Origin of the sequence: Cytobacillus oceanisediminis 2691 (genome assembly GCF_007678455.1) — a bacterium.
Lineage (GTDB): Bacteria > Bacillota > Bacilli > Bacillales > Cytobacillaceae > Mesobacillus > Mesobacillus oceanisediminis_A.
The window spans coordinates 39943-62045 of record NZ_VEEP01000014.1 but is presented as its reverse complement, the minus strand read 5'-3'; the positions used below and the strand labels follow the sequence as shown (position 1 = coordinate 62045).

24 protein-coding genes, 1 rRNA gene and 2 other annotated features are annotated in these 22103 nt (G+C 46.2%); of the genes, 24 read left to right on the top strand and 1 reads right to left on the bottom strand.

The window, feature by feature from the left end; translation table 11 throughout:
• The 8 genes from rrf to FS736_RS22050 form a co-directional block, all read left to right on the top strand.
• Positions 1–75: ribosomal RNA gene (rrf, locus tag FS736_RS25745) — 5S ribosomal RNA — on the top strand; the annotation flags it as partial.
• Positions 76–685: 610 nt separating this feature from the next.
• A complete protein-coding gene (locus FS736_RS22080; RefSeq protein WP_144481287.1) occupies positions 686–1147 on the top strand; it encodes a CtsR family transcriptional regulator in 462 nt (153 codons plus the stop codon).
• A gap of 28 nt (positions 1148–1175) precedes the next feature.
• Positions 1176–1721 carry a hypothetical protein gene (locus FS736_RS22075; protein WP_144481286.1) on the top strand — a complete coding sequence of 182 codons (546 nt, stop codon included), beginning with the start codon at positions 1176–1178 and terminating at the stop codon, positions 1719–1721.
• Positions 1722–1723: 2 nt separating this feature from the next.
• Positions 1724–2806: a protein arginine kinase gene (locus FS736_RS22070; RefSeq protein ID WP_144481285.1), complete on the top strand. Its 1083-nt coding sequence runs from the start codon at positions 1724–1726 to the stop codon at positions 2804–2806.
• A 4-nt stretch (positions 2807–2810) separates the two neighbouring features.
• Positions 2811–5249, top strand: coding sequence for an ATP-dependent protease ATP-binding subunit ClpC (gene clpC, locus FS736_RS22065; RefSeq protein WP_144481284.1), 2439 nt, complete (start codon positions 2811–2813; stop codon positions 5247–5249).
• A gap of 231 nt (positions 5250–5480) precedes the next feature.
• Positions 5481–6860 (top strand): DNA repair protein RadA, encoded by a 1380-nt coding sequence (gene radA, locus FS736_RS22060; protein ID WP_144481283.1) that lies wholly within the window; start codon positions 5481–5483, stop codon positions 6858–6860.
• A 4-nt stretch (positions 6861–6864) separates the two neighbouring features.
• Positions 6865–7938 carry a DNA integrity scanning diadenylate cyclase DisA gene (disA, locus tag FS736_RS22055; protein WP_144481282.1) on the top strand — a complete coding sequence of 358 codons (1074 nt, stop codon included), beginning with the start codon at positions 6865–6867 and terminating at the stop codon, positions 7936–7938.
• A 280-nt stretch (positions 7939–8218) separates the two neighbouring features.
• Positions 8219–9310, top strand: a complete 1092-nt coding sequence (locus FS736_RS22050; RefSeq protein ID WP_144481281.1) for a PIN/TRAM domain-containing protein — start codon at positions 8219–8221, stop codon at positions 9308–9310.
• A gap of 128 nt (positions 9311–9438) precedes the next feature.
• On the opposite strand, the gene FS736_RS22045 is transcribed toward FS736_RS22050, so the two are convergent.
• Positions 9439–9624, bottom strand: coding sequence for a hypothetical protein (locus FS736_RS22045; RefSeq protein ID WP_144481280.1), 186 nt, complete (start codon positions 9622–9624; stop codon positions 9439–9441).
• Positions 9625–9753: 129 nt separating this feature from the next.
• Between FS736_RS22045 and ispD the strand changes: the two genes are divergently transcribed.
• The 16 genes from ispD to rplL all read left to right on the top strand — a co-directional run bounded on the left by ispD (position 9754) and on the right by rplL (position 21942).
• A complete protein-coding gene (gene ispD / locus FS736_RS22040; RefSeq protein WP_144481279.1) occupies positions 9754–10449 on the top strand; it encodes a 2-C-methyl-D-erythritol 4-phosphate cytidylyltransferase in 696 nt (231 codons plus the stop codon).
• Positions 10450–10492: 43 nt separating this feature from the next.
• Complete coding sequence (ispF, locus tag FS736_RS22035) at positions 10493–10975, top strand: 2-C-methyl-D-erythritol 2,4-cyclodiphosphate synthase (RefSeq protein WP_144481278.1); 483 nt, start codon at positions 10493–10495, stop codon at positions 10973–10975.
• A gap of 73 nt (positions 10976–11048) precedes the next feature.
• Positions 11049–12506, top strand: a complete 1458-nt coding sequence (gene gltX, locus FS736_RS22030) for a glutamate--tRNA ligase (protein WP_144481277.1) — start codon at positions 11049–11051, stop codon at positions 12504–12506.
• Positions 12507–12574: 68 nt separating this feature from the next.
• Positions 12575–12814, top strand: a binding site (T-box leader).
• Positions 12815–13242: 428 nt separating this feature from the next.
• On the top strand, positions 13243–13938 hold the full coding sequence (gene cysE / locus FS736_RS22025) for a serine O-acetyltransferase (RefSeq protein ID WP_144481276.1): 696 nt from the start codon (positions 13243–13245) through the stop codon (positions 13936–13938).
• Positions 13919–15316: a cysteine--tRNA ligase gene (gene cysS / locus FS736_RS22020; RefSeq protein WP_144481275.1), complete on the top strand. Its 1398-nt coding sequence runs from the start codon at positions 13919–13921 to the stop codon at positions 15314–15316. Before cysE ends, cysS begins: the two co-directional genes overlap by 20 nt.
• A 3-nt stretch (positions 15317–15319) precedes the next feature.
• Positions 15320–15724, top strand: a complete 405-nt coding sequence (locus FS736_RS22015) for a Mini-ribonuclease 3 (protein ID WP_144481290.1) — start codon at positions 15320–15322, stop codon at positions 15722–15724.
• A 199-nt stretch (positions 15725–15923) separates the two neighbouring features.
• The gene (gene rlmB / locus FS736_RS22010; protein WP_144481289.1) at positions 15924–16709 is read left to right on the top strand and encodes a 23S rRNA (guanosine(2251)-2'-O)-methyltransferase RlmB; all 786 of its coding nucleotides are present in this window, start codon (positions 15924–15926) and stop codon (positions 16707–16709) included.
• Between the two features lie 2 nt (positions 16710–16711).
• A complete protein-coding gene (locus FS736_RS22005; RefSeq protein ID WP_144481274.1) occupies positions 16712–17221 on the top strand; it encodes an NYN domain-containing protein in 510 nt (169 codons plus the stop codon).
• Positions 17222–17289: 68 nt separating this feature from the next.
• Complete coding sequence (gene sigH / locus FS736_RS22000; protein WP_079504287.1) at positions 17290–17940, top strand: RNA polymerase sporulation sigma factor SigH; 651 nt, start codon at positions 17290–17292, stop codon at positions 17938–17940.
• A gap of 146 nt (positions 17941–18086) precedes the next feature.
• The gene (rpmG, locus tag FS736_RS21995) at positions 18087–18236 is read left to right on the top strand and encodes a 50S ribosomal protein L33 (protein WP_079504286.1); all 150 of its coding nucleotides are present in this window, start codon (positions 18087–18089) and stop codon (positions 18234–18236) included.
• A 51-nt stretch (positions 18237–18287) separates the two neighbouring features.
• Positions 18288–18470, top strand: coding sequence for a preprotein translocase subunit SecE (gene secE / locus FS736_RS21990; protein ID WP_144481273.1), 183 nt, complete (start codon positions 18288–18290; stop codon positions 18468–18470).
• Positions 18471–18746: 276 nt separating this feature from the next.
• Entirely contained in the window at positions 18747–19280 is a 534-nt protein-coding gene (gene nusG / locus FS736_RS21985; protein ID WP_144481272.1) for a transcription termination/antitermination protein NusG, read from the top strand.
• A 173-nt stretch (positions 19281–19453) separates the two neighbouring features.
• On the top strand, positions 19454–19879 hold the full coding sequence (gene rplK, locus FS736_RS21980; protein WP_144481271.1) for a 50S ribosomal protein L11: 426 nt from the start codon (positions 19454–19456) through the stop codon (positions 19877–19879).
• A 227-nt stretch (positions 19880–20106) separates the two neighbouring features.
• Positions 20107–20799, top strand: coding sequence for a 50S ribosomal protein L1 (gene rplA / locus FS736_RS21975; protein WP_125482148.1), 693 nt, complete (start codon positions 20107–20109; stop codon positions 20797–20799).
• Between the two features lie 50 nt (positions 20800–20849).
• Positions 20850–20986, top strand: a sequence feature (ribosomal protein L10 leader region).
• 32 nt (positions 20987–21018) lie between these two features.
• Positions 21019–21519 carry a 50S ribosomal protein L10 gene (gene rplJ, locus FS736_RS21970; RefSeq protein ID WP_144481270.1) on the top strand — a complete coding sequence of 167 codons (501 nt, stop codon included), beginning with the start codon at positions 21019–21021 and terminating at the stop codon, positions 21517–21519.
• Positions 21520–21576: 57 nt separating this feature from the next.
• A complete protein-coding gene (gene rplL, locus FS736_RS21965) occupies positions 21577–21942 on the top strand; it encodes a 50S ribosomal protein L7/L12 (RefSeq protein ID WP_144481269.1) in 366 nt (121 codons plus the stop codon).
• Positions 21943–22103 lie beyond the last annotated feature (161 nt).

Sequence of the window (22103 nt, the reverse complement as noted above, 5' to 3'; positions counted from 1 at the left end):
GAACACGGAAGTTAAGCTTCTCAGCGCCGATGGTAGTTGGGGGTTTCCCCCTGTGAGAGTAGGACGCCGCCGGGCACACGAAAGAACAGCTGAATGGCTGTTCTTTTTTTGTGTTTTGATCAAATTTTCATGAGCAGCAGAATTTTTCCGTTTAGCCAGGTTGGTTGATATCTTTGTCAAAGTGGTCGATATATCTCTGGATTTGGTCGATATATTTGTAAATCCGCCGATAAATTCGAAAATGTGGTCGATAAAATCAAAAAATCGCCAATAAAATTCTGAATGGATCCTCGTAAAAGAACTCTTAGGTACACTTTTACCGTAAAAACTACTCATTTGGCAAACATCTTCAAACAAAAACGCCTAGCTTGATATGAAATAACCCTAGAATCAGCACCAAATCCTCTTTTTCCCACAAGCAAATACCACCCTCCAGTTATCTCACGGATAGAGTCACTATTGATTCCGCCTGCCCATATAATGTTACGAAAAATCTCATTTCCTTTTCTCATTACAAGTTTCCGCCCCCTCTGAAATGGGTATAATAACCAACACACCCCTCATTGGCATGTTTTGGCATACATAATTTTGGCGAAAATAATACAAGATGCATTGATTGCAACAAAAAATATTTTTTTGTATAATTAATGTCAAATATAGTCAAAGTCAGATTGGGGGAGGTTTAGTGAGGAATATATCGGACATCATTGAGAATTACCTTAAGCAGGTTTTGGAAATGAGCGATAAAGACATTTTGGAAATCAAACGAAGTGAAATCGCCGATAAATTTCAATGCGTGCCGTCCCAGATCAATTATGTTATCAATACAAGATTCACGATTGAAAGAGGCTATCTTGTTGAGAGCAAACGGGGTGGCGGCGGCTACATCCGGATCATCAAAGTCCAGGCTTATGATCATGCACACTTGATTGATGATTTACTGTCTTTGATTCGGACGAGAATTTCGCAAAGCAGTGCTGAAGATGTCATCTACCGGCTTGTTGAGGAAGATGTAGTCACAGACCGTGAAGCAAAAATCATGCTGAGTGTACTCGACAGGTCTGTCCTGTATATCGAGCTGCCGCAGCGGGATGAGCTGAGAGCGAGAATGTTGAAGGCGATGCTGATGGCATTGAAGTATAAATAATACCAAAGCAGACAAAGAGGTGAGGGCATTGATTTGCCAACAGTGCAATCAAAGGCCGGCAACGCTGCACTTCACGAATTACTCAAATGGGGAAAAGTCGGAACTGCACTTGTGCGAAAAGTGTGCACAGGAAAAAGGTGACTTGTTCATGATGAGCAATGGCCCTGCTTTTTCGATCAATAGCTTGCTGGCCGGTTTATTGAATATGGAGCCTGCTTTTGAACAAAAAAAGGAAGCTTTTGAGACTGAGCAAGTTGCTCAGTGCCCTCAGTGCTCGATGACATTTCCGCAGTTTGTAAAAGTAGGCCGGTTTGGCTGTGCGACCTGCTATGATGCTTTTCGGGAGCAATTGACGCCAATTGTCAGGAGACTCCATAGCGGAAATTCCATGCACAATGGAAAAATACCGAAAAGGATCGGCGGTGACCTTCATTTAAGGAAGACAATCGATCATCTTAAGCAGACCCTAAAGCACCAAATTTCTGAGGAAGAATTTGAGCAAGCTGCCGGGACGAGGGACCAGATAAGGGAACTCGAAAGGAAATTGTCAGCAGGTCAAGAGGGAGGGGAGTAGCCTTGTCATTGGAGAAGTTCATCAATCAGGCTGTCAGCTCCTGGATGAGTGATGATGGTCCTGATTCAGATATTGTCCTAAGCTCTCGCATCCGTTTTGCAAGAAATCTTGATGAATATAACTTTCCCACCTTGTTCACCGATGGAGAGGCAGAGGCGGTCATCGGCACGATCATGGAGCGTGCCAGCCAAACTTCTGCAGCTGGCTTTGGACAGCTGGAAATGATCAAAATGGATGAGATACCACCTATGAAGAAACGGGTTTTGGTCGAGAAGCATTTAATCAGCCCGCATTTAGCGGAAAACGCTGTTCATGGTGCAGTGCTCTTGTCGGGTAATGAAGAAATTAGCATCATGATCAATGAAGAGGATCATATAAGGATTCAATGTTTATTCCCGGGCTTCCAGTTAACTGAAGCTTTAAAGGCTGCCAATGAAATCGATGACTGGCTTGAAGAGTATGTGAACTATGCTTTTGATGAAAAATTTGGCTATCTGACCAGCTGCCCGACGAATGCAGGAACTGGCCTGAGGGCATCGGTGATGATGCACCTGCCGGGCCTCGTTCTGACTCAGCAAATGAACCGGATTGTCCCGGCGATTAACCAGCTGGGTTTGGTGGTAAGAGGTATTTACGGTGAGGGCAGTGAAGCACTGGGCAATATCTTTCAAATATCGAACCAGATCACGCTTGGAAAATCGGAAGATGATATCGTGGATGATTTGAAAAGTGTCGTCGGCCAGATAATATCTCAGGAAAGGTCGGCGCGGGAAGCATTAGCGAAGACTTCGAACATACAATTAGAAGACAGAGTGTTTCGCTCTTACGGGACGCTTGCCAACAGCAGGATCATCGAGACAAAGGAAGCTGCACGATGCCTGTCTGATTTAAGGCTTGGAATAGATATGGGTTATATAAAGAATATATCGAAATCAATTTTGAATGAATTAATGATTTTGACTCAGCCGGGTTTTTTGCAGCAATATGCGGGAGGGCCGTTAAGACCGAATGAGCGGGATATCCGCAGAGCTGCTTTAATAAGAGAACGACTGAAAATGGAAACAAAAGACGAGTCAGGAGGATGATCTTATGATGTTTGGACGATTTACAGAGAGAGCACAAAAAGTATTGGCACTCGCACAGGAAGAGGCAATCCGCCTTGGACATAACAATATCGGTACAGAACACATCTTACTTGGCCTTGTGCGTGAAGGTGAGGGCATAGCAGCTAAGGCGCTTTATGGTCTCGGCCTTGGCGCAGAGAAGATCCAGAAGGAAGTGGAAAATCTGATTGGCCGCGGCCAGGAAACATCCCAGACAATCCACTATACTCCTAGAGCCAAGAAGGTGATTGAACTTTCCATGGATGAAGCGAGAAAGCTTGGTCATTCCTATGTAGGCACAGAGCATATCCTTCTTGGCTTGATTCGTGAGGGAGAGGGCGTTGCAGCCAGGGTGTTGAACAATCTTGGTGTCAGTCTGAATAAAGCGCGCCAGCAGGTCCTTCAGCTGCTTGGCAGCAATGAAACGTCCGGCCATCAGGGAGGCGGTACGGCAAATGCCAATACTCCGACTCTTGATAGTCTGGCAAGGGATTTGACAGCCATCGCAAGGGAAGGCAGCCTTGATCCGGTCATCGGCCGAAGCAAGGAAATCCAGCGTGTCATTGAAGTGCTGAGCCGCCGGACAAAGAACAACCCTGTCCTGATCGGGGAGCCGGGTGTCGGAAAAACGGCGATCGCTGAAGGCCTGGCACAGCAAATCGTCAATAATGAAGTGCCTGAAATCCTTCGTGACAAGCGTGTTATGACTCTTGATATGGGTACAGTTGTTGCGGGCACTAAATACCGCGGTGAATTTGAGGACCGTCTGAAAAAGGTCATGGATGAAATCCGCCAGGCCGGGAATATCATCCTTTTCATCGATGAGCTTCACACGTTGATCGGTGCCGGCGGAGCAGAGGGTGCGATCGATGCATCCAATATCCTGAAGCCATCACTTGCCCGCGGTGAGCTGCAATGTATCGGGGCGACGACATTGGATGAATACCGTAAATATATCGAAAAAGATGCTGCGCTGGAACGGCGCTTCCAGCCAATCACAGTGGATGAGCCAACTGCAGAGGAATCTGTCCAGATTTTAAAAGGGCTTCGTGACCGCTATGAAGCTCACCATAGAGTATCGATCACAGACGAGGCAATCGAAGCGGCGGTAAAACTGTCTGACCGTTATATTTCAGACCGTTTCCTTCCGGATAAAGCGATTGACCTGATTGATGAAGCAGGTTCAAAGGTCCGTCTTCGCTCTTATACAACTCCTCCAAACCTCAAGGAGCTTGAAGTGAAGCTTGAGGAAGTGCGCAAGGAAAAGGATGCTTCAGTCCAAAGCCAGGAGTTTGAAAAAGCGGCATCCTTACGGGATACAGAACAACGCCTGCGCGAGCAGCTTGAGAATACGAAGAAGACTTGGAAAGAAAAGCAAGGCAAGGAAAACAGTGAGGTTACAGTGGAAGACATCGCGAATGTTGTCTCCAGCTGGACGAATATCCCTGTTTCGAAGCTGGCACAAACTGAAACAGATAAGCTGTTGAATCTTGAGGAAATCCTACACTCACGCGTGATTGGACAGGATGAGGCAGTCAAGGCTGTATCAAAGGCTGTTAGACGTGCACGTGCAGGCTTGAAGGATCCTAAGCGCCCGATTGGTTCATTCATCTTCCTTGGGCCGACAGGTGTTGGTAAAACGGAATTGGCGAGGGCGCTTGCCGAGTCCATGTTTGGCGATGAGGATGCGATGATCCGCGTCGATATGTCCGAGTATATGGAGAAGCATTCAACATCTCGTCTGGTCGGTTCGCCTCCAGGCTATGTAGGATATGATGAAGGCGGCCAGCTGACTGAAAAGGTCCGCAGGAAGCCATATTCCGTCATCCTGCTTGATGAAATTGAAAAAGCACATCCAGATGTGTTCAATATTCTGCTGCAGGTCCTTGAGGATGGACGCTTGACAGATTCTAAAGGACGCACAGTCGATTTCCGCAATACGATCATGATCCTGACATCCAATGTCGGTGCTGAAGCATTGAAGCGCAATAAATATGTCGGTTTCAATATCCAGGATGGGGAACAGGATTACAAGGATATGAAGGGCAAAGTCATGGAGGAGCTGAAAAAAGCCTTCCGTCCGGAATTCCTGAACCGTATCGATGAAATTATCGTGTTCCATGCTCTTGAAAAACCGCATCTGAAAGAAATCGTGACACTGATGTCCGATCAGCTTGTGAAGCGTTTGAGGGAACAGGAAATCACTCTTGAACTCACAGATGCGGCGAAAGACAAGATTTCTGAAGAAGGTTATGATCCGGAATACGGAGCCCGTCCATTGCGCAGGGCAATCCAGAAGCATATCGAAGACCAGCTGTCGGAAGAATTGCTGAAAGGAACAGTCCTTACCGGGCAAAATGTCGTCATTGATGTCGAAGAAGGGAAGTTCGTCGTCAAGACTCCGGAAGGATCCGCAAAGTCCTAATATTGCTTAACATGTGAAACTCAAGGGGTATACGTACTTAAATGCGTGTACCCCTTTTTTCAATATGGCTGTTTGATTAGCAGCAAAAAAATAAACAACAGGATATGTGCTTTGGCCTTGCTGAAAAGAACATTGGAAAATTACATATATCCTCCAACCGCTATCATTTCTTTTATTGCTTGTTAAGCATTATTATATAGATAACTACATTTATACTGAGAGGCTAAGAAAATGGCTAAAAGAAAAACGAAATTCATGTGCCAGGAATGCGGCTATGAATCTCCGAAATGGATGGGGAAATGTCCGGGCTGCGGACAATGGAATAAGATGGTCGAGGAAGTGGAAAGCACTGGATCGACAAGAAGGGGGGCTTTTGCAAACACAGGAAATACCACTATTGCGGCAAAGGCGACACCAATCACTACAATTGAAACAGTCAGTGAACCGAGGGTTAAGACGGACCTCAACGAATTGAACCGCGTGCTTGGCGGAGGCGTTGTCAGGGGATCACTTGTCTTGATCGGCGGAGATCCGGGTATCGGAAAATCGACACTCTTGCTCCAGGTATCCTATCAACTGGCGAAAAAGGCTCATTCTGTCCTTTATATTTCAGGTGAGGAATCCATGAGGCAGACGAAGCTGCGCGCTGACAGGCTTGGAGTCACATCTGACAATCTCTTTGTCTATTCAGAAACGAATCTGCAGGAAATCAGCCTGACAATCGAAAACAGCAATCCGGATTTTGTCATCGTCGATTCCATCCAGACGATTTTCCATCCGGAAGTTACCTCTGCGCCGGGAAGCGTGTCGCAGGTAAGGGAATGTACGGCGGAACTGATGCGCATCGCGAAGACAAAAGGCATCGCCATCTTCATCGTCGGACATGTGACGAAGGAAGGTTCGATTGCCGGTCCAAGGCTGCTTGAGCATATGGTGGATACCGTTCTTTATTTTGAGGGAGAAAGGCACCATACATACAGGATTCTCAGGGCGGTGAAAAACCGTTTTGGCTCGACGAATGAGATGGGCATTTTCGAGATGAAAGAAGCAGGCCTTGAGGAAGTGGCGAACCCTTCGGAGATCTTTTTGGAAGAAAGGTCACAGGGTGCTTCCGGTTCGACGGTTGTCGCTTCGATGGAAGGAACTCGGCCGGTCCTGGTTGAAATCCAGGCGCTGATTTCACCGACGAGTTTTGGAAATCCTCGGAGGATGGCTACCGGGATTGACCATAATCGGGTGTCGCTTTTGATGGCGGTGCTGGAAAAGCGCGTCGGTTTGCTTCTGGCCAATCAGGATGCGTATTTGAAGGTGGCCGGCGGGGTGAAGCTGGATGAACCGGCAATCGACCTTGCTGTAGCGGTGAGCATCGCATCGAGTTTCAGGGATAAGCCAACTCGTGCTTCTGATTGCATCATCGGTGAGGTTGGCCTCACGGGGGAAGTCCGAAGGGTATCAAGGATCGAGCAGCGTGTTCAGGAAGCAGCCAAGCTGGGCTTCGAAAGAATTATTTTACCAGAAAATAATCTTGGCGGATGGACTCCTCCACAGGGAGTCGAGTTGATTGGTGTATCATCTGTCAGCCATGCACTTAAAGTCACCTTAGGAGGTTGATGGATTGGAACAAAAGGAGCTTGAAGAAAAAGCGCTGGGTGAAATCCTCCGGTTTATCGCTCCCGGTACGCCGCTGAGGGACGGAATCGATAATGTTCTCCGTGCCAATACTGGCGGGCTGATTGTTTTTGGCTACAATGAGAAGGTGAAAAACCTCGTGGACGGCGGGTTTGAGATTAACTGCAGGTTCAGTCCGAGCTTTCTCTATGAACTGGCGAAAATGGATGGCGCCATCATTCTTAATGATACAGGCAGTAAAATATTGTTCGCCAACGCCCAGCTTGCCCCCGATACAGGTGTCCCGTCAACTGAAACCGGGATGCGCCACAGGACAGCGGAACGCGTGGCTAGACAGACAAAGGCTCTGGTCATTGCGATTTCCCAGCGGAGGAATGTCATCACCCTTTACCAGGGAAACCTTCGTTATGCCCTGAAGGATATTGGCGTCATTTTAACAAAGGCCAACCAGGCGATCCAGACACTCGAAAAATACAAAGTGGTTCTCGAGCAGAGCATTACCAATCTGGGAATCCTAGAATTCGAGAATCTTGTCACCTATAATGATTTGCTGCAGGTCATCCACCGTTTCGAAATGGTGCTGAGGATCAAGACAGAGCTGTTTACATACTTAAGTGAGCTTGGCATGGAGGGGCGGCTGATTCGCCTGCAAATGCAGGAGCTGTTATCTGAGATGGAACGAGAGGCACTGCTTGTGATCAAGGATTACTCTGCAGAAAACGATATGAAGGCCGAGGATGTGATGGCCAGGTTCCAGGACTTGTCGAAGTCGGGAGTCATAGAGGATTCTACCATCCTGAAACTGCTCGGATACCAGGGATATGTGCACATGGACGAATTCATCTGTCCAAGGGGATATCGGATGCTCAATAAAATTCCGCGGCTGCCGATGATCATCACCGAAAATCTGGTCAATCGATTTGGGAAATTTACCAATATGATCTCCGCATCAGTCGAAGAACTGGACGATGTCGAGGGAATCGGTGAAGTAAGGGCGCGGAAAATCAAAGAAGGGTTCAAACTGATCAGGGACCAGCTGATGGCAGACCGCCAAATGTAATGCACCACATTGGCGGTTTCCTATTAATTGACACTCGCATTTGCCGGTGCTAATTTAAAGAAGAGATTACTCCTATAGGGATATTGGCTAACTATTTTGTTCAGAGGAATATTTTAACAACGGCTTCTATTAAAAATGTTGGCCAAATAACGTAACTTTTTCATAGGTTGAAACGTATAAATCTTTGGGTATATTAAATGGATTGAAAACGAAAATGTTTTCAATATGCAGGGTTTCAAATTTTAGAAGTTGTTTATAATGAGTAAAAGGAGGTGAAAGGATGTTAAGACGTATCATTCAAGCCTGCTTCCTGATCATTGGGGGAACGCTTGGTATATTCTTAATTCCTGATTTATTATCATTGATGAACGCGGGAGATATGACTCTCATCAATAATCCTTATGTTACTGCTGTTTTGGGCGCACTTATTTTTTATCTTCTTACTTTTTGGGCCGTCGATCCTGTGACCAATTTTGTGAAGTGGGCTGAAGAATCGCTGATCAAGGCACCAATCACGGATGTCCTATTCGGCAGTGTCGGGCTTTTCTTTGGTTTGCTCGTGGCGTTTTTGGTTGGTTTTGCATTGAATGCCATCCAGGTGCCAGTCGTGAATACTGTTGCCCCGACACTTTTGACACTTTTATTTGGTTACCTGGGATTCCAGGTCGGCTTCAAAAAACGTGATGAGCTGCTTGGTTTATTTTCAAGGTCGAAGAAAAAGGGTGCTGAAGAAGAGACGGAAAAAGAAGAACGTCCAAGAGAATGGAAAATTCTCGATACCAGCGTGATTATTGACGGAAGGGTTGCTGACATCTGCCAGACTGGATTCCTTGAAGGAACAATTGTAATCCCGCAATTTGTCCTCGAAGAATTGCAGCATATCGCAGATTCATCCGATGTGTTGAAGCGCAATCGCGGCCGACGCGGATTGGACATCCTTAATCGCATTCAAAAGGAACTTAAGATCAATGTTGAAATTTATGAAGGTGATTTTGATGATATCCAGGAAGTCGACAGCAAGCTGGTGAAACTGGCCAAGCTGACAAATGGCGTTGTCGTCACGAATGATTTCAACCTGAACAAAGTCTGTGAATTGCAAAAGGTGGCCGTATTGAATATCAACGATCTTGCCAATGCGGTCAAACCAGTCGTCCTTCCTGGAGAAGAGCTGAACATTCAGGTCATCAAGGATGGAAAAGAGCATAACCAGGGCATCGCCTATCTTGATGATGGCACCATGATCGTTGTCGAAGAAGGCCGCGATTATATTGGAAAACGCATTGATGTGCTCGTGACAAGTGTGCTGCAGACATCTGCAGGAAGAATGATTTTCGCGAAACCCAAACTCGTGGAAAAAAGCGTAATCAGTTGATTTTTACATGACGAAAAAAGCCTTTATGGGCAGTTGATCCCCGCTTCCTTCACCGGTTCCTTGAAGGCATGAAGCAGGGCTTCGGCTGCCCCTTTATATGTATTTCACTTCGAAAAATTGAAAAATGTCTAGCTCCAGCGCCTAGCCCCTCGAGTCGCATGTCTAGTTGCGCCTCCTAGAAACTCCGAAACTTCAACTCCGCCAACAGAAGCAAAAAGCGCTTCTTTGACGGAGTCTCCAGTTTCTGTGTTTCTGGGCAGTCGGCTGCACATTTCGGTTTCAGTCCGCCCGATGAAGTCAAAGAACGACTTCATCGGGCGGCCCTCCGTGGCACACGATGTGCTAGACCCGCCAGCCACAGGACGTGGCGTTTTTAGGAGGGCAGCGCTTGTCGGGGCTGACCATGGCGCTTGCGCTTTTCAAAATAGATAGGAGTTTTCTTTATGCCTTATCAGGTCATTATTCCTGCTGCAGGTCAGGGCAAGAGGATGGGAGCAGGGAAAAATAAGCTGCTGCTGACGCTCAAAGCAACCCCAATCCTCATCCACACGCTAAAGGTGTTCGAAGCTGATCCCGAATGCACGGGCATCATTCTTGCAATTCATCCCGATGATGAGCAAGAGTTTAAATCTTTATTGAATGAGTATGGTATACATAAGGTATCTTCACTTGTCACCGGCGGAAAGGAAAGGCAGGACAGTGTATACAACGGGCTGATGGCCGTAAGTTCCCTGGATGGGATCGTGCTTGTGCATGATGCCGCACGCCCATTCATCAAAATTGAGACCATCCACAAGCTCGTGGATGCGGCAAGCAAGGATGGCGGGGCAATCGTAGCTGTTCCTGTAAAAGATACAATCAAGAAAGCGGCCAACAATCAGGTTTCTGAAACAGTCGAACGCTCCAGTCTGTGGTCCGTCCAGACTCCCCAGGCTTTTCGCGTCTCTGTTTTGCTCGAAGCGCATAACAAGGCAGCGAGGGAACAGTTCATCGGGACAGATGAATCAAGCCTGGTTGAACGTATCCCCCATCCAGTGAGCATCATAGAAGGAGACTATGATAATATAAAGCTGACAACACCAGAAGATTTATATTTTGCCGAGGCCATTCTGCGCAAACGGAATGAATCCGGTGTTTGAAAATAGAATGGAAAAAACAGCACTTTTAAAGGAGTAATTCACTATGTTTCGAATTGGACAAGGTTTTGATGTGCATCAACTGACGGAAGGACGCCCGCTGATCATCGGCGGAATCACGATTCCATATGAAAAAGGGCTGCTTGGCCACTCGGATGCTGACGTACTTTTACATACGGTAGCAGATGCATGCCTGGGGGCAATTGGCGAAGGAGATATCGGCCGGCATTTCCCGGATACGGACCCAGAATTCAAGGACGCCGATTCGGCAAAATTGCTTGAGCATGTATGGAAGATTGTGAAGGGAAAAGGCTATGAACTCGTCAACATCGACTGCACGATCATCGCCCAGCAGCCAAAGATGGCCCCGCATATTGAAGCGATGCGCGAGAGGATCGCGGGATTGCTTGAGGGGGAACCGGATCAGGTGAACGTCAAGGCGACGACAACAGAAAAGCTTGGATTCCCGGGCCGAGGTGAAGGGATTGCTTCCCAGGCAACCGTATTGCTGAAGCAGACAGAGAAATAAATTCGGTGCTACTTCCGCTTTATATATTGATAGTGATACAATAATGGACAGCTATATTAGAGGAGGATTCACTATGTCAGCAGATATCCGGGTGCGTTACGCACCGAGTCCGACTGGACATTTACATATCGGGAATGCCCGTACAGCATTATTCAATTATCTATTCGCACGCAACAGAGGCGGAAAGTTCATTATCCGTATTGAAGATACAGATAAAAAACGCAATATCGAAGGCGGAGAGCAGAGCCAATTGAAGTATCTTCAGTGGCTTGGAATCGACTGGGACGAGAGCGTCGATGTTGGCGGCGAATATGGACCATACCGCCAGTCAGAGCGTAACCACATATATGAGCAATATAATCAGGAGCTTCTTGATAAAGGTCATGCCTACAAGTGCTATTGCACCGAGGAAGAGCTAGAGGCTGAGCGCGAGGAGCAGGCTGCACGCAATGAGACTCCACATTATTCAGGGCGCTGCCGCAACCTGACGCCAGAACAGCGCGAGCAGTTTGAACAGGAAGGACTCCAGCCAAGTCTTCGCTTCAAAGTGCCTGCAGGCCAGATCCTGAAGTTCGATGATATGGTAAAAGGCGACGTGAGCTTTGAATCAGACGGAATGGGTGACTTTGTCATCGTCAAGAAGGATGGCACGCCTACTTACAACTATGCGGTTGTCATGGATGATCATTTAATGAAGATTTCCCACGTTCTTCGCGGGGATGACCATATCTCCAATACACCGAAGCAGCTTGTGATTTATGAAGCGCTTGGCTGGGAGCCGCCTGTGTTTGGCCATATGACGCTGATTGTCAACGAAAGCCGCAAAAAGCTGAGCAAGCGTGACGAGTCCATTATCCAGTTCATCGAGCAGTACGAGGAGCTTGGCTATTTGCCTGAGGCACTGTTCAACTTCATTACCCTGCTTGGATGGTCTCCATCAGGTGAAGAAGAGATTTATTCAAAGGATGAGTTCATCGAGATTTTCGACCCTGCCAGACTTTCAAAATCTCCGGCTCTCTTTGACCAGCAGAAGCTTGCCTGGATGAACAATCAATATATGAAAAAAGCAGATCTTGACAGGGTTTTCGAGCTTGCACTGCCGCACCTCGTCAAAGCTGGAAAGGTCAGCGAGAATCGTAGTGCAGAAGAGGAAGCATGGGTACGCAACCTCATCTCCCTGTATCATGATAAAATGAGCTTCGGAGCGGAAATCGTCGAGATGTCGGATTTATTTTTCCGCGATGAGGTAAACTATGATGAAGAAGCAAAAGAAGTTCTTGCAGGCGAACAGGTTCCTGAAGTGCTGAAAGCATTCCTTGGAGAAATCGAGCAGCTTGAAGAATTCAAGGCGGATGGAATCAAGGCAGCGGTGAAGGCGGTCCAAAAAGGTACCGGCCATAAAGGCCAGAAGCTTTTCATGCCGATTCGTGCGGCTGCGACAGGCCAGACACATGGACCGGACCTGATGCTTGCGATGGAATTGATCGGGAAAGACAAGGTCAAGGAAAGAATCCAGAAACTTTTGGGCTAATAACTTTTTTAAGCTCTTTTAGTTAACAGAATTTCAAAAATGTAATATAGTAAGAGTAATTCTATAAAACCAAAGTGTTGAAGAGGAAAAGTAGAAGAATGACGCTTATTAGAGAGAACCATCACCGGCTGAAAGTGGTTCAGGCCCCTCATTTTTTGAAATGCGCCTCAGAGTCCCTGTGCGAAAAGGCAAACATAGCCATAGTAGTATTGGGCGGGACCTCCCGTTAACAGGCGGAAGTTGAGGCCATGCCAGGATTTGAAGGCGGCCTAAACAGAGTGGAACCGCGCATACAAAGCGTCTCTGTCGTTTACGACAGGGGCGCTTTTTTATATGGTGTACTCCGGGAATAGTCTGAGTGGCCACTTACCGGTCAGATAATCACGGATATGTGCCCGGTCTCAGGGCAAGGGGTGGAAACGGGGCACATAAAGCACCGATATGTACCCGATCTCAGGCAAAGGGATGAAAACGGGGCACATAAAACACGGATATGTTCCCGGTTTCAGGCAAAGGGATGAAAACGGGGCACATAAAACATGGATATATGCCCGGTCTCAGGGCAAAGGGTGGAAACGGGGCATATAAAACATTGATATGTGCCCGGAAAAGCCAGAGGATCAAGATTTCGGTCACATACATCCAAAACAATTGGGCTATAACCAAATCTCCGCTCTAAAGGTGCTCACAAATGAGCAAATTCCCTATCAGTTTTTAAAAGAAGGAGGGTTTCAACATGTTTAAAATGATGAAGGAAGATATAGAAGTTGTGTTTGAACAAGATCCTTCTGCGAGAAGCGCGCTGGAAGTGATTTTGACATATGCTGGATTGCATGCGATCTGGTCTCATCGTTTGGCACATGCTTTCTATAAGCGCAAGTTTTATTTTATCGCAAGGGCCATCTCGCAGATCAGCCGCTTTTTTACGGGGGTTGAAATCCATCCGGGAGCAAAGATTGGCAGAAGGTTTTTCATCGATCACGGGATGGGCGTCGTCATCGGCGAAACTTGTGAAATCGGTGATAATGTGACGGTGTTCCAGGGGGTTACCCTCGGAGGGACCGGCAAGGAAAAAGGCAAGCGCCATCCAACGGTGATGGACAATGCGTTGATTGCGACTGGCGCGAAGGTTTTAGGTTCGATCACGATTGGGGAGAATTCTAAAGTCGGGGCAGGGTCGGTTGTCCTGAAGGATGTGCCGCCGAACTCTACTGTGGTCGGCATTCCGGGAAAAATCGTCATCCAGGATGGCGTCAGGGTCAAAAAGGACTTCAATCATCGCGATTTGCCGGACCCTGTTTCTGACCGCTGCCAGGAGATCGAAAAGGAACTGGTTAAACTAAGAAAAGAACTTGAACTAGTGAAATTACAAGAAGAGATTGAAGTTGTGAAACAAGGAAGGGGCATGGGAAATGGGAATCAAAATTTATAATACACTTACCCGCAATAAAGAAGAGTTTATCCCACTGGAAGAGGGAAAAGTGAAGATGTATGTCTGCGGACCTACCGTCTATAACTATATCCACATCGGAAATGCCCGTCCGGCTATTGTTTTCGACACGGTGCGCCGCTACCTTGAATTCCGCGGCTACGAGGTCAGATATATTTCTAATTTCACAGATGTCGATGATAAACTTATCAAAGCCGCGAACGAACTCGGCGAAGATGTACCGACCATTGCTCAGCGTTTCATCAATGCTTATTTCGAGGATGTCCACGCACTTGGCTGCAAAAAGGCCGATGCTCATCCAAGGGTGACCGAGACAATGGATTTGATCATCGAATTCATCGGCGCCCTGATTGAGAAAGGCTTTGCCTATGAATCTGGCGGGGATGTCTATTACCGCACGAGGGAATTCGAAGGATACGGGAAGCTTTCCCATCAATCCATCGAAGAGCTGAAGGTTGGAGCAAGGATCCAGGTCGGTGAGAAGAAGAAAGACTCTCTTGATTTCGTTCTTTGGAAAACAGCAAAGGAAGGCGAGATTTCCTGGGACAGTCCTTGGGGCAAAGGCCGCCCGGGATGGCATATCGAGTGCTCGGCAATGGCCCGTGAATATCTGGGAGATACGATCGATATCCATGCAGGAGGCCAGGACCTTGCATTCCCACACCATGAAAATGAAATTGCCCAGTCAGAGGCATTGACAGGAAAGACGTTTGCCCGATACTGGATGCATAATGGTTATATCAATATCGATAATGAGAAGATGTCCAAATCACTTGGCAATTTTGTCACCGTGCATGAAATCATCAAGCAGCATGATCCGCAGGTGTTAAGGTTCTTCATGCTGTCCGTGCATTATCGCAATCCAATCAACTACAGCGAGGAGCTGCTTGAAAATACGAAGGCTGCCTTCGAGCGCCTGAAGACTTCCTACCAGAACCTGAAACACCGCATGGATGCAAGTGCTGAATTGACCGATAACAATCAGGAATGGCTCGATAAAATCGCTGCGCTCCGCAGTCAGTTCATCAAGGAAATGGACGATGACTTCAATACAGCAAATGGTGTGTCCGTATTGTTCGACCTATCGAAGCTGTCCAATCTGTACCTGATGGAGAAGAATACTTCTGCAGTAGTGATCCAGTCATTCATCAATGAATTTGAAGCTTTATTCGGCGTTCTCGGTCTGTCACTGAAGGATGAAGAGCTGTTGGATGAAGAAATCGAGGCACTGATCGAAAAAAGGACCCAGGCACGGAAGGAAAGGAACTTCCAGCTGGCAGATGAAATCCGTGACCAGCTGAAGGAAATGAACATCATCATTGAGGACACTCCTCAGGGCATCAGATGGAAAAGAGGCTAAATGATGCTGCATTACGAAAAACGAGTGGATGAAAAACAATTGAACAGCCTTGCGCTTGCTTATATGGGTGATGCGGTGTACGAACTGTATGTCCGGCATCACCTGCTGCACAGCGGGAAGGTGCGGCCGAACCAGCTGCACAAGGAAGCGACCGCTTATGTTTCAGCAAAATCACAGGCGAAGTACCTCCATAAATTGATGGAAATGGAAGAGCTGTCAGAACATGAGATGGCCATTGTCAGACGGGGCCGCAATGCGAAATCAGGCTCAGTCCCGAAAAACACCGATGTCCAAACATATCGTTACAGTACAGCCTTTGAGGCCTTGATCGGCTCTTTGCATCTGGCAGGGAATGAAAGACGGATAGAAGAACTGATTGCCAAAGTATTTGCACTCGCTGAAGAATAGATAGGAGGAAGGGTTCCAGATGAGCCAGAGACAAAAGCAAAAACAGAACCGGAACACCAGGCAGAAGCAGGATGACGATAAAAACCGGAAACCTGCGCGGAACCTGGCGCAGAAACCGGAAGACAAACCAAAGAGAAAACAAGCCAGGAACCAGGACCATGATACAAAGCGTGTCCAGAAACCCGCAGCTGGCCGTGACATGAAGCAAAGGCAAAAACCTGAACATGAGCGGGAGCAAAACGAAAACCAGGATTATATCATTGGCAAAAATCCAGTCATCGAAGCACTGAAATCAGATCGTGACATCAACAAGATCCTGATTGCGGAAGGCTCCCAGAGCGGACAAATGCAACAGGTCATCGGAATGGCAAGGGAAGCCAATGTTATGGTTCAATTCGTCCCGAAAAAGAAGATCGACCAGCTTGCTGATGGCAATCACCAGGGTGTCATCGCCCAGGTAGCAGCCTACGAATATGCGGAGATAGATGATCTGTTCGCGGCAGCGGAAAAGAAAAATGAGGCTCCTTTCTTTTTGCTCCTTGATGAAATTGAGGACCCTCACAATCTTGGATCAATCATGAGGACAGCTGATGCTTCAGGAGCGCATGGAATTATCATTCCTAAGCGGAGAGCTGTGGGACTGACGTCTACAGTAGCAAAACTATCTACGGGTGCAATCGAATATATCCCGGTTGCGAGGGTCACGAATATGGCACAGACAATCGATGAACTGAAGGAACGCGGTGTCTGGATTGCCGGAACCGATGCATCGGCGAAACAGGATTATCGCCAAATGGATGGCACATTACCTTTGGGCCTGGTAATTGGCAGCGAAGGAAAAGGCATGGGAAGGCTGATCCGGGATAAATGTGATTTCCTATTGAGCCTGCCGATGGCTGGACATGTGACTTCCTTGAATGCATCAGTGGCCGCAGCGCTTTTGATGTATGAAGTTTACCGCAAACGTCAACCTCTAGGGGAATAGGAATGGATATCCTGCTTGTTGACGGCTACAATATTATCGGCGCATGGCCGGAACTGGTCAGCCTCAAGAAGAAAGAACTCTCAGCGGCCAGGGACAGGCTGGTGGAAATCATGGCTGAGTACCAGGCTTATACCGGCTATCGCGTCATCATTGTTTTCGACGCTTATTTTGTATCAGGCACACAAAAGAAATATAAAAATTATAAAGTGGATGTAATTTTTACAAAAGAAAATGAAACGGCAGATGAAAGGATTGAAAGGCTGGCAATCGAACTAAGCAACCGCCAAACGCAAATTCATGTAGCCACCTCAGACTATACCGAGCAATGGGCGATTTTTGGACAGGGAGCCTTACGGAAATCAGCAAGGGAGCTGCTTAATGAAACAAATTTAATCAGTAAAAAAATAGAAAAAAGCGTGAAAGTGATCCAGGAAAAGAAGCCAAGTGCAAAGATTCCGCTTACAAAAGAAGTGGCAGAAATTTTTGAAAAATGGCGCAGAGGAGAGCAATGACCTGTTGACGCCTTAAAAAAGCCTGCTGTATAATATTTCTAACTGTATGTGCGGGCGGGGGGATCGAAATGAGTGCTGACATCGGGAATCGTTTAAATGACGCTTATTTATTGCTGGAAGATGAAGAAATTGTTGAAGCAGTTCACAGAGGAGAAAGTGATGCACTTGATTTTCTGATTCACAAATACAGGAACTTTGTTCGGGCGAAAGCACGTTCATATTTCCTGATTGGAGCAGATAAAGAGGACATCGTGCAGGAAGGAATGATCGGGCTATATAAAGCAATCCGTGATTTCCGGGAGGACAAGCTAACATCATTCAAAGCATTTGCAGAACTATGCATTACCCGTCAGATCATTACGGCCATCAAGACGGCCACAAGGCAAAAACACATCCCGCTTAACTCCTATGTTTCCCTGGACAAGCCGATTTATGATGAAGAATCGGACAGGACACTGATGGATGTTTTATCCGGAGCCAAAGTGATGGACCCCGAAGAGTTATTTATCAATCAGGAAGAGTTTGACCAGATTGAAGTGAAAATGTCAGAGCTGCTGAGTGACCTTGAACGAAAAGTGCTCGCATTGTATTTGGACGGACAATCCTATCAGGAAATTTCCGAAGAGCTGAATCGCCATGTCAAATCCATCGACAACGCGCTTCAGCGTGTGAAGCGGAAGCTTGAAAGGTATCTTGAACTGAGAGAGCTGTCAGTATAGGCGAAATTGACGAAAAATAGCCATAAAACTGACTTTTACTCCCAAAAGCTCTTGTTGACACAATCTATCAGCCGTGTTATCTTTTTAAAGATATAATAGATGGCGGTTTCATAGAATTCCGCCTATTGAAGCGGGTGTAGATGTCAATGAACAACAAAGTGACTCTTGCTTGTCAGGAATGCGGGTCCCGCAATTATTCCACTACGAGCAACAAGCAAACGCAAACGGAACGGCTGGAGCTGAAAAAGTACTGCAGCAACTGTGGTGCCCATACAGTTCATAAGGAAACGAAATAAGGTTTTCAGATAGATCATCATATGGAATTCCGATAAGTTGGAGGTTACAAAATGCAGCGCATCACTAAGTTTTTCAGTGAAGTTGGACGTGAAATGAGAAAGGTCAGCTGGCCTAGACGCAAGGAACTGACTCGCTACACGATTACAGTTCTGTCTACAGTTGCTTTTGCTGCTCTGTTCTTCGCAGTGTTAGACCTTGGTATTTCTGAATTGATTCGCTTAATTCTTGAATAACCACTGCACACTCATGGTATAATGGAAAATATAAACGCAGGACAAGTTTAAAAGCCCGGATAACGGGTTTTTTATTTGCTTGAAAAAAATTCACCATTACATTAGATGTTGTATAGCTCCAGTGCCTAGCCCCTCGAGGTCGCTTCGGTCCAGTCAATGAAGTCAAAGAACGACTTCACTGCCTGGCCCTCCAGCGCTTGTCGGGGCTGACCAAGGCACTTACGCTTTTCTAGTGCATTTGGAAATGGGGAGGGACGGACGATTTAGTCCTCGATAATGGAAAAGAATTGGTATGTAGTGCATACTTACTCGGGCTACGAGAACAAGGTCAAGACGAATCTTGAAAAGCGTGTTGAAACAATGGGCATGCAAGATAAGATCTTCCGTGTGATCGTTCCTGAAGAAGAAGAAACAGATTTCAAAAATGGGAAAAAGAAAGTTGTGAAGAGAAAGACTTTCCCTGGCTATGTTTTAGTAGAGTTGGTCATGACAGATGATTCCTGGTATGTTGTCCGCAATACGCCAGGCGTAACGGGCTTCGTCGGCTCTGCAGGTGCTGGATCAAAACCTACACCGCTGCTGCCTGAAGAAGTAACTTTCATCCTTAAGCGCATGGGCGTTGAAGAGAAGAAGGTAGATGTCAACTTCGAACTTGGCGAGACAGTACAAGTCAGCGAAGGGCCGTTTGCGAACTTCACGGGTACAATCGAAGAGATCGATAAGGATAAAGCGAAGCTTAAAGTTCTTGTCAATATGTTCGGGCGCGATACTCCGGTTGAGCTTGAATTTTCCCAGATTGAAAAATTATAATCTGAAATAACTTGAAATCAACTTTAAAAAGTGTTAATATTTCATAGGTCAGTATGTCTTGGACGATTGACAGATATATGTCAAGTTCTTTATTTTATATAAAGACTTTTTATTATGAGTGGGAGGGGAAAATCCCCTATTACCACATCACGGACTTTAAGGAGGTGTGTCTCGTGGCTAAAAAAGTAATTAAAATGGTTAAATTGCAAATCCCTGCTGGCAAAGCCAATCCGGCACCACCAGTTGGACCTGCACTAGGTCAAGCCGGTGTTAACATCATGGGATTCTGTAAGGAATTTAACGCTCGTACAGCTGATCAAGCTGGATTGATCATTCCGGTTGAAATCACGGTTTTTGAAGACCGTTCATTTACATTTATTACGAAAACTCCTCCTGCTGCAGTTCTTTTGAAGGTAGCAGCTGGAATCCAGTCTGGTTCTGGTGAACCAAACCGTAATAAAGTAGCAACAGTCAAGCGTGATAAAGTACGTGAGATTGCTGAACAGAAAATGCCTGACCTGAACGCAGCTAGCGTTGAAGCAGCAATGCGCATGGTTGAAGGTACTGCACGCAGCATGGGAATCAATATCGAAGACTAATTTCTGCTGCAGAGGATGAATGGGTTGCGGAGCTGAATTAGATTTCACCCGCAACCTTTTGTCTGAAACGGCGCCTTTATGGCGCCTTCGCTTTTCAAGCTCTGGTGCCGTCAAGGTGCCACCGCTTTCGTTGTCTAGCTCCGACGTATGGCCTATGTGCCATTGCGTCTCCGCTTTTCAAAGTGGGAGGTTATTCCGTTAAAACCACAATACAGGAGGAACTAAAAATGGCTAAAAAAGGTAAAAAGTATCTTGAAGCTGCTAAGCTTGTAGATCGCTCTCAAGCATATACAGCTGCTGAAGCAATTGAGCTTGCTAAAAAGACAAGCACAGTTAAATTTGACGCTACTGTTGAAGCTGCTTTCCGTCTGGGTGTAGACCCTAAGAAAGCTGACCAGCAAATCCGTGGAGCGGTTGTGCTTCCAAACGGAACTGGTAAAACTCAACGCGTTCTTGTATTCGCTAAAGGCGAAAAATTAAAAGAAGCAGAAGCTGCTGGTGCAGACTATGTTGGCGATGCAGAATACATCAACAAGATCCAGCAAGGCTGGTTCGACTTTGACGTAATCGTTGCTACGCCTGACATGATGGGTGAAGTTGGTAAGCTTGGTCGCGTATTGGGACCTAAAGGCTTAATGCCAAACCCTAAGACTGGCACAGTTACTTTTGATGTAACAAAAGCAGTTAACGAAATCAAGGCTGGTAAAGTAGAATACCGCGTTGACAAGTCTGGTAACATCCACGTACCTATCGGAAAAGTTTCTTTCGAAGACAACAAGCTTGTTGAAAACTTCAACACAATCTTCGAAACAATGATGAAGGTCAAGCCAGCTGCAGCTAAAGGAACATACATGAAGAACGTTACGATCTCTACTACAATGGGACCTGGCGTTAAAGTTGATCCTTCAACTGTAAAATAATAGTATTTGACAATCAACGAAGGATTGTATATAATTCTTCTTGTTGTGAAAATAGAATTACATTTGTACCGCAGACAGCAGGGGCTTAATGCTTAATATCCTGCCGAGGTCATACGATAGAGCAACATACTTGCTATTGTATACTTCCTCCGCGTCTGCCTTGATGCGGAGGTTTTTATTTGATCGGTATAAATGCAGAAATCTACAGGAGGTGTAAGGATGAGCGCAATTATCGAAGTGAAAAAGCAAATCGTTGACGAGATTGCTGGCAAACTTAAAGAAAGTAAATCAACTATCGTCGTTGATTACCGTGGACTTTCAGTTGCTGAAGTAACTGAACTTCGTAAAGAGCTTCGTGAAGCTGGTGTTGAATTCAAGGTTTACAAAAACTCTATGACACGCCGTGCTGCAGAAGCTGCTGAACTTGCTGACTTAAACGCATCTTTAACAGGCCCTAACGCAATCGCGTTCAGTACTGAAGATGTCGTTGCACCAGCTAAGATTCTTAACGAATTCGCTAAGAAGCATGAAGCCCTTGAAATCAAGGCGGGCGTAGTTGAAGGCAACATCGTTACAGTAGAAGAAATCAAGGCACTTGCAGATCTGCCATCTCGCGAAGGTCTACTTTCTATGCTACTCAGCGTACTTCAAGCTCCAATCCGCAATCTTGCTCTTGCTGCAAAAGCTGTTGCAGAACAGAAAGAAGAGCAAGGCGCGTAAGCTAAAAATAATTACCGTTTAACAATAAAAAACTAACCTATTAGGAGGAAACAAATCATGACTCAAGAACAAATCATTGAAGCAGTTAAAAATATGACTGTTTTAGAACTTAACGATCTAGTAAAAGCAATCGAAGAAGAATTCGGCGTAACTGCTGCTGCACCAGTAGCAATGATGGGTGGAGCTGCTGCTGGCGGCGCTGCTGAAGAAAAAACTGAGTTTGACGTAGTTCTTGCATCTGCTGGCGACCAGAAGATCAAGGTTATCAAAGTTGTTCGTGAAATCACAGGTCTTGGTCTTAAAGAAGCGAAGGAAGTTGTTGACAACGCTCCTAAAGCTCTTAAAGAAGGCGTTTCTAAAGAAGAAGCTGAAGAAATCAAAGCTAAGCTTGAAGAAGTTGGAGCTAACGTAGAAGTTAAGTAATCAACCTTACAATAAAAAGCTCGCTGCTAAAGCGGGCTTTTTTTTCGCTTTATATCTTTGTGGGTGAATCAAGTTAAATGACCTTAACTCCGAGAAGTGTCTAGCTTCAGCGCCTAGCCCCTCGAGACGCTTCGGTCCGATCAATGAAGTCAAAAAACGAC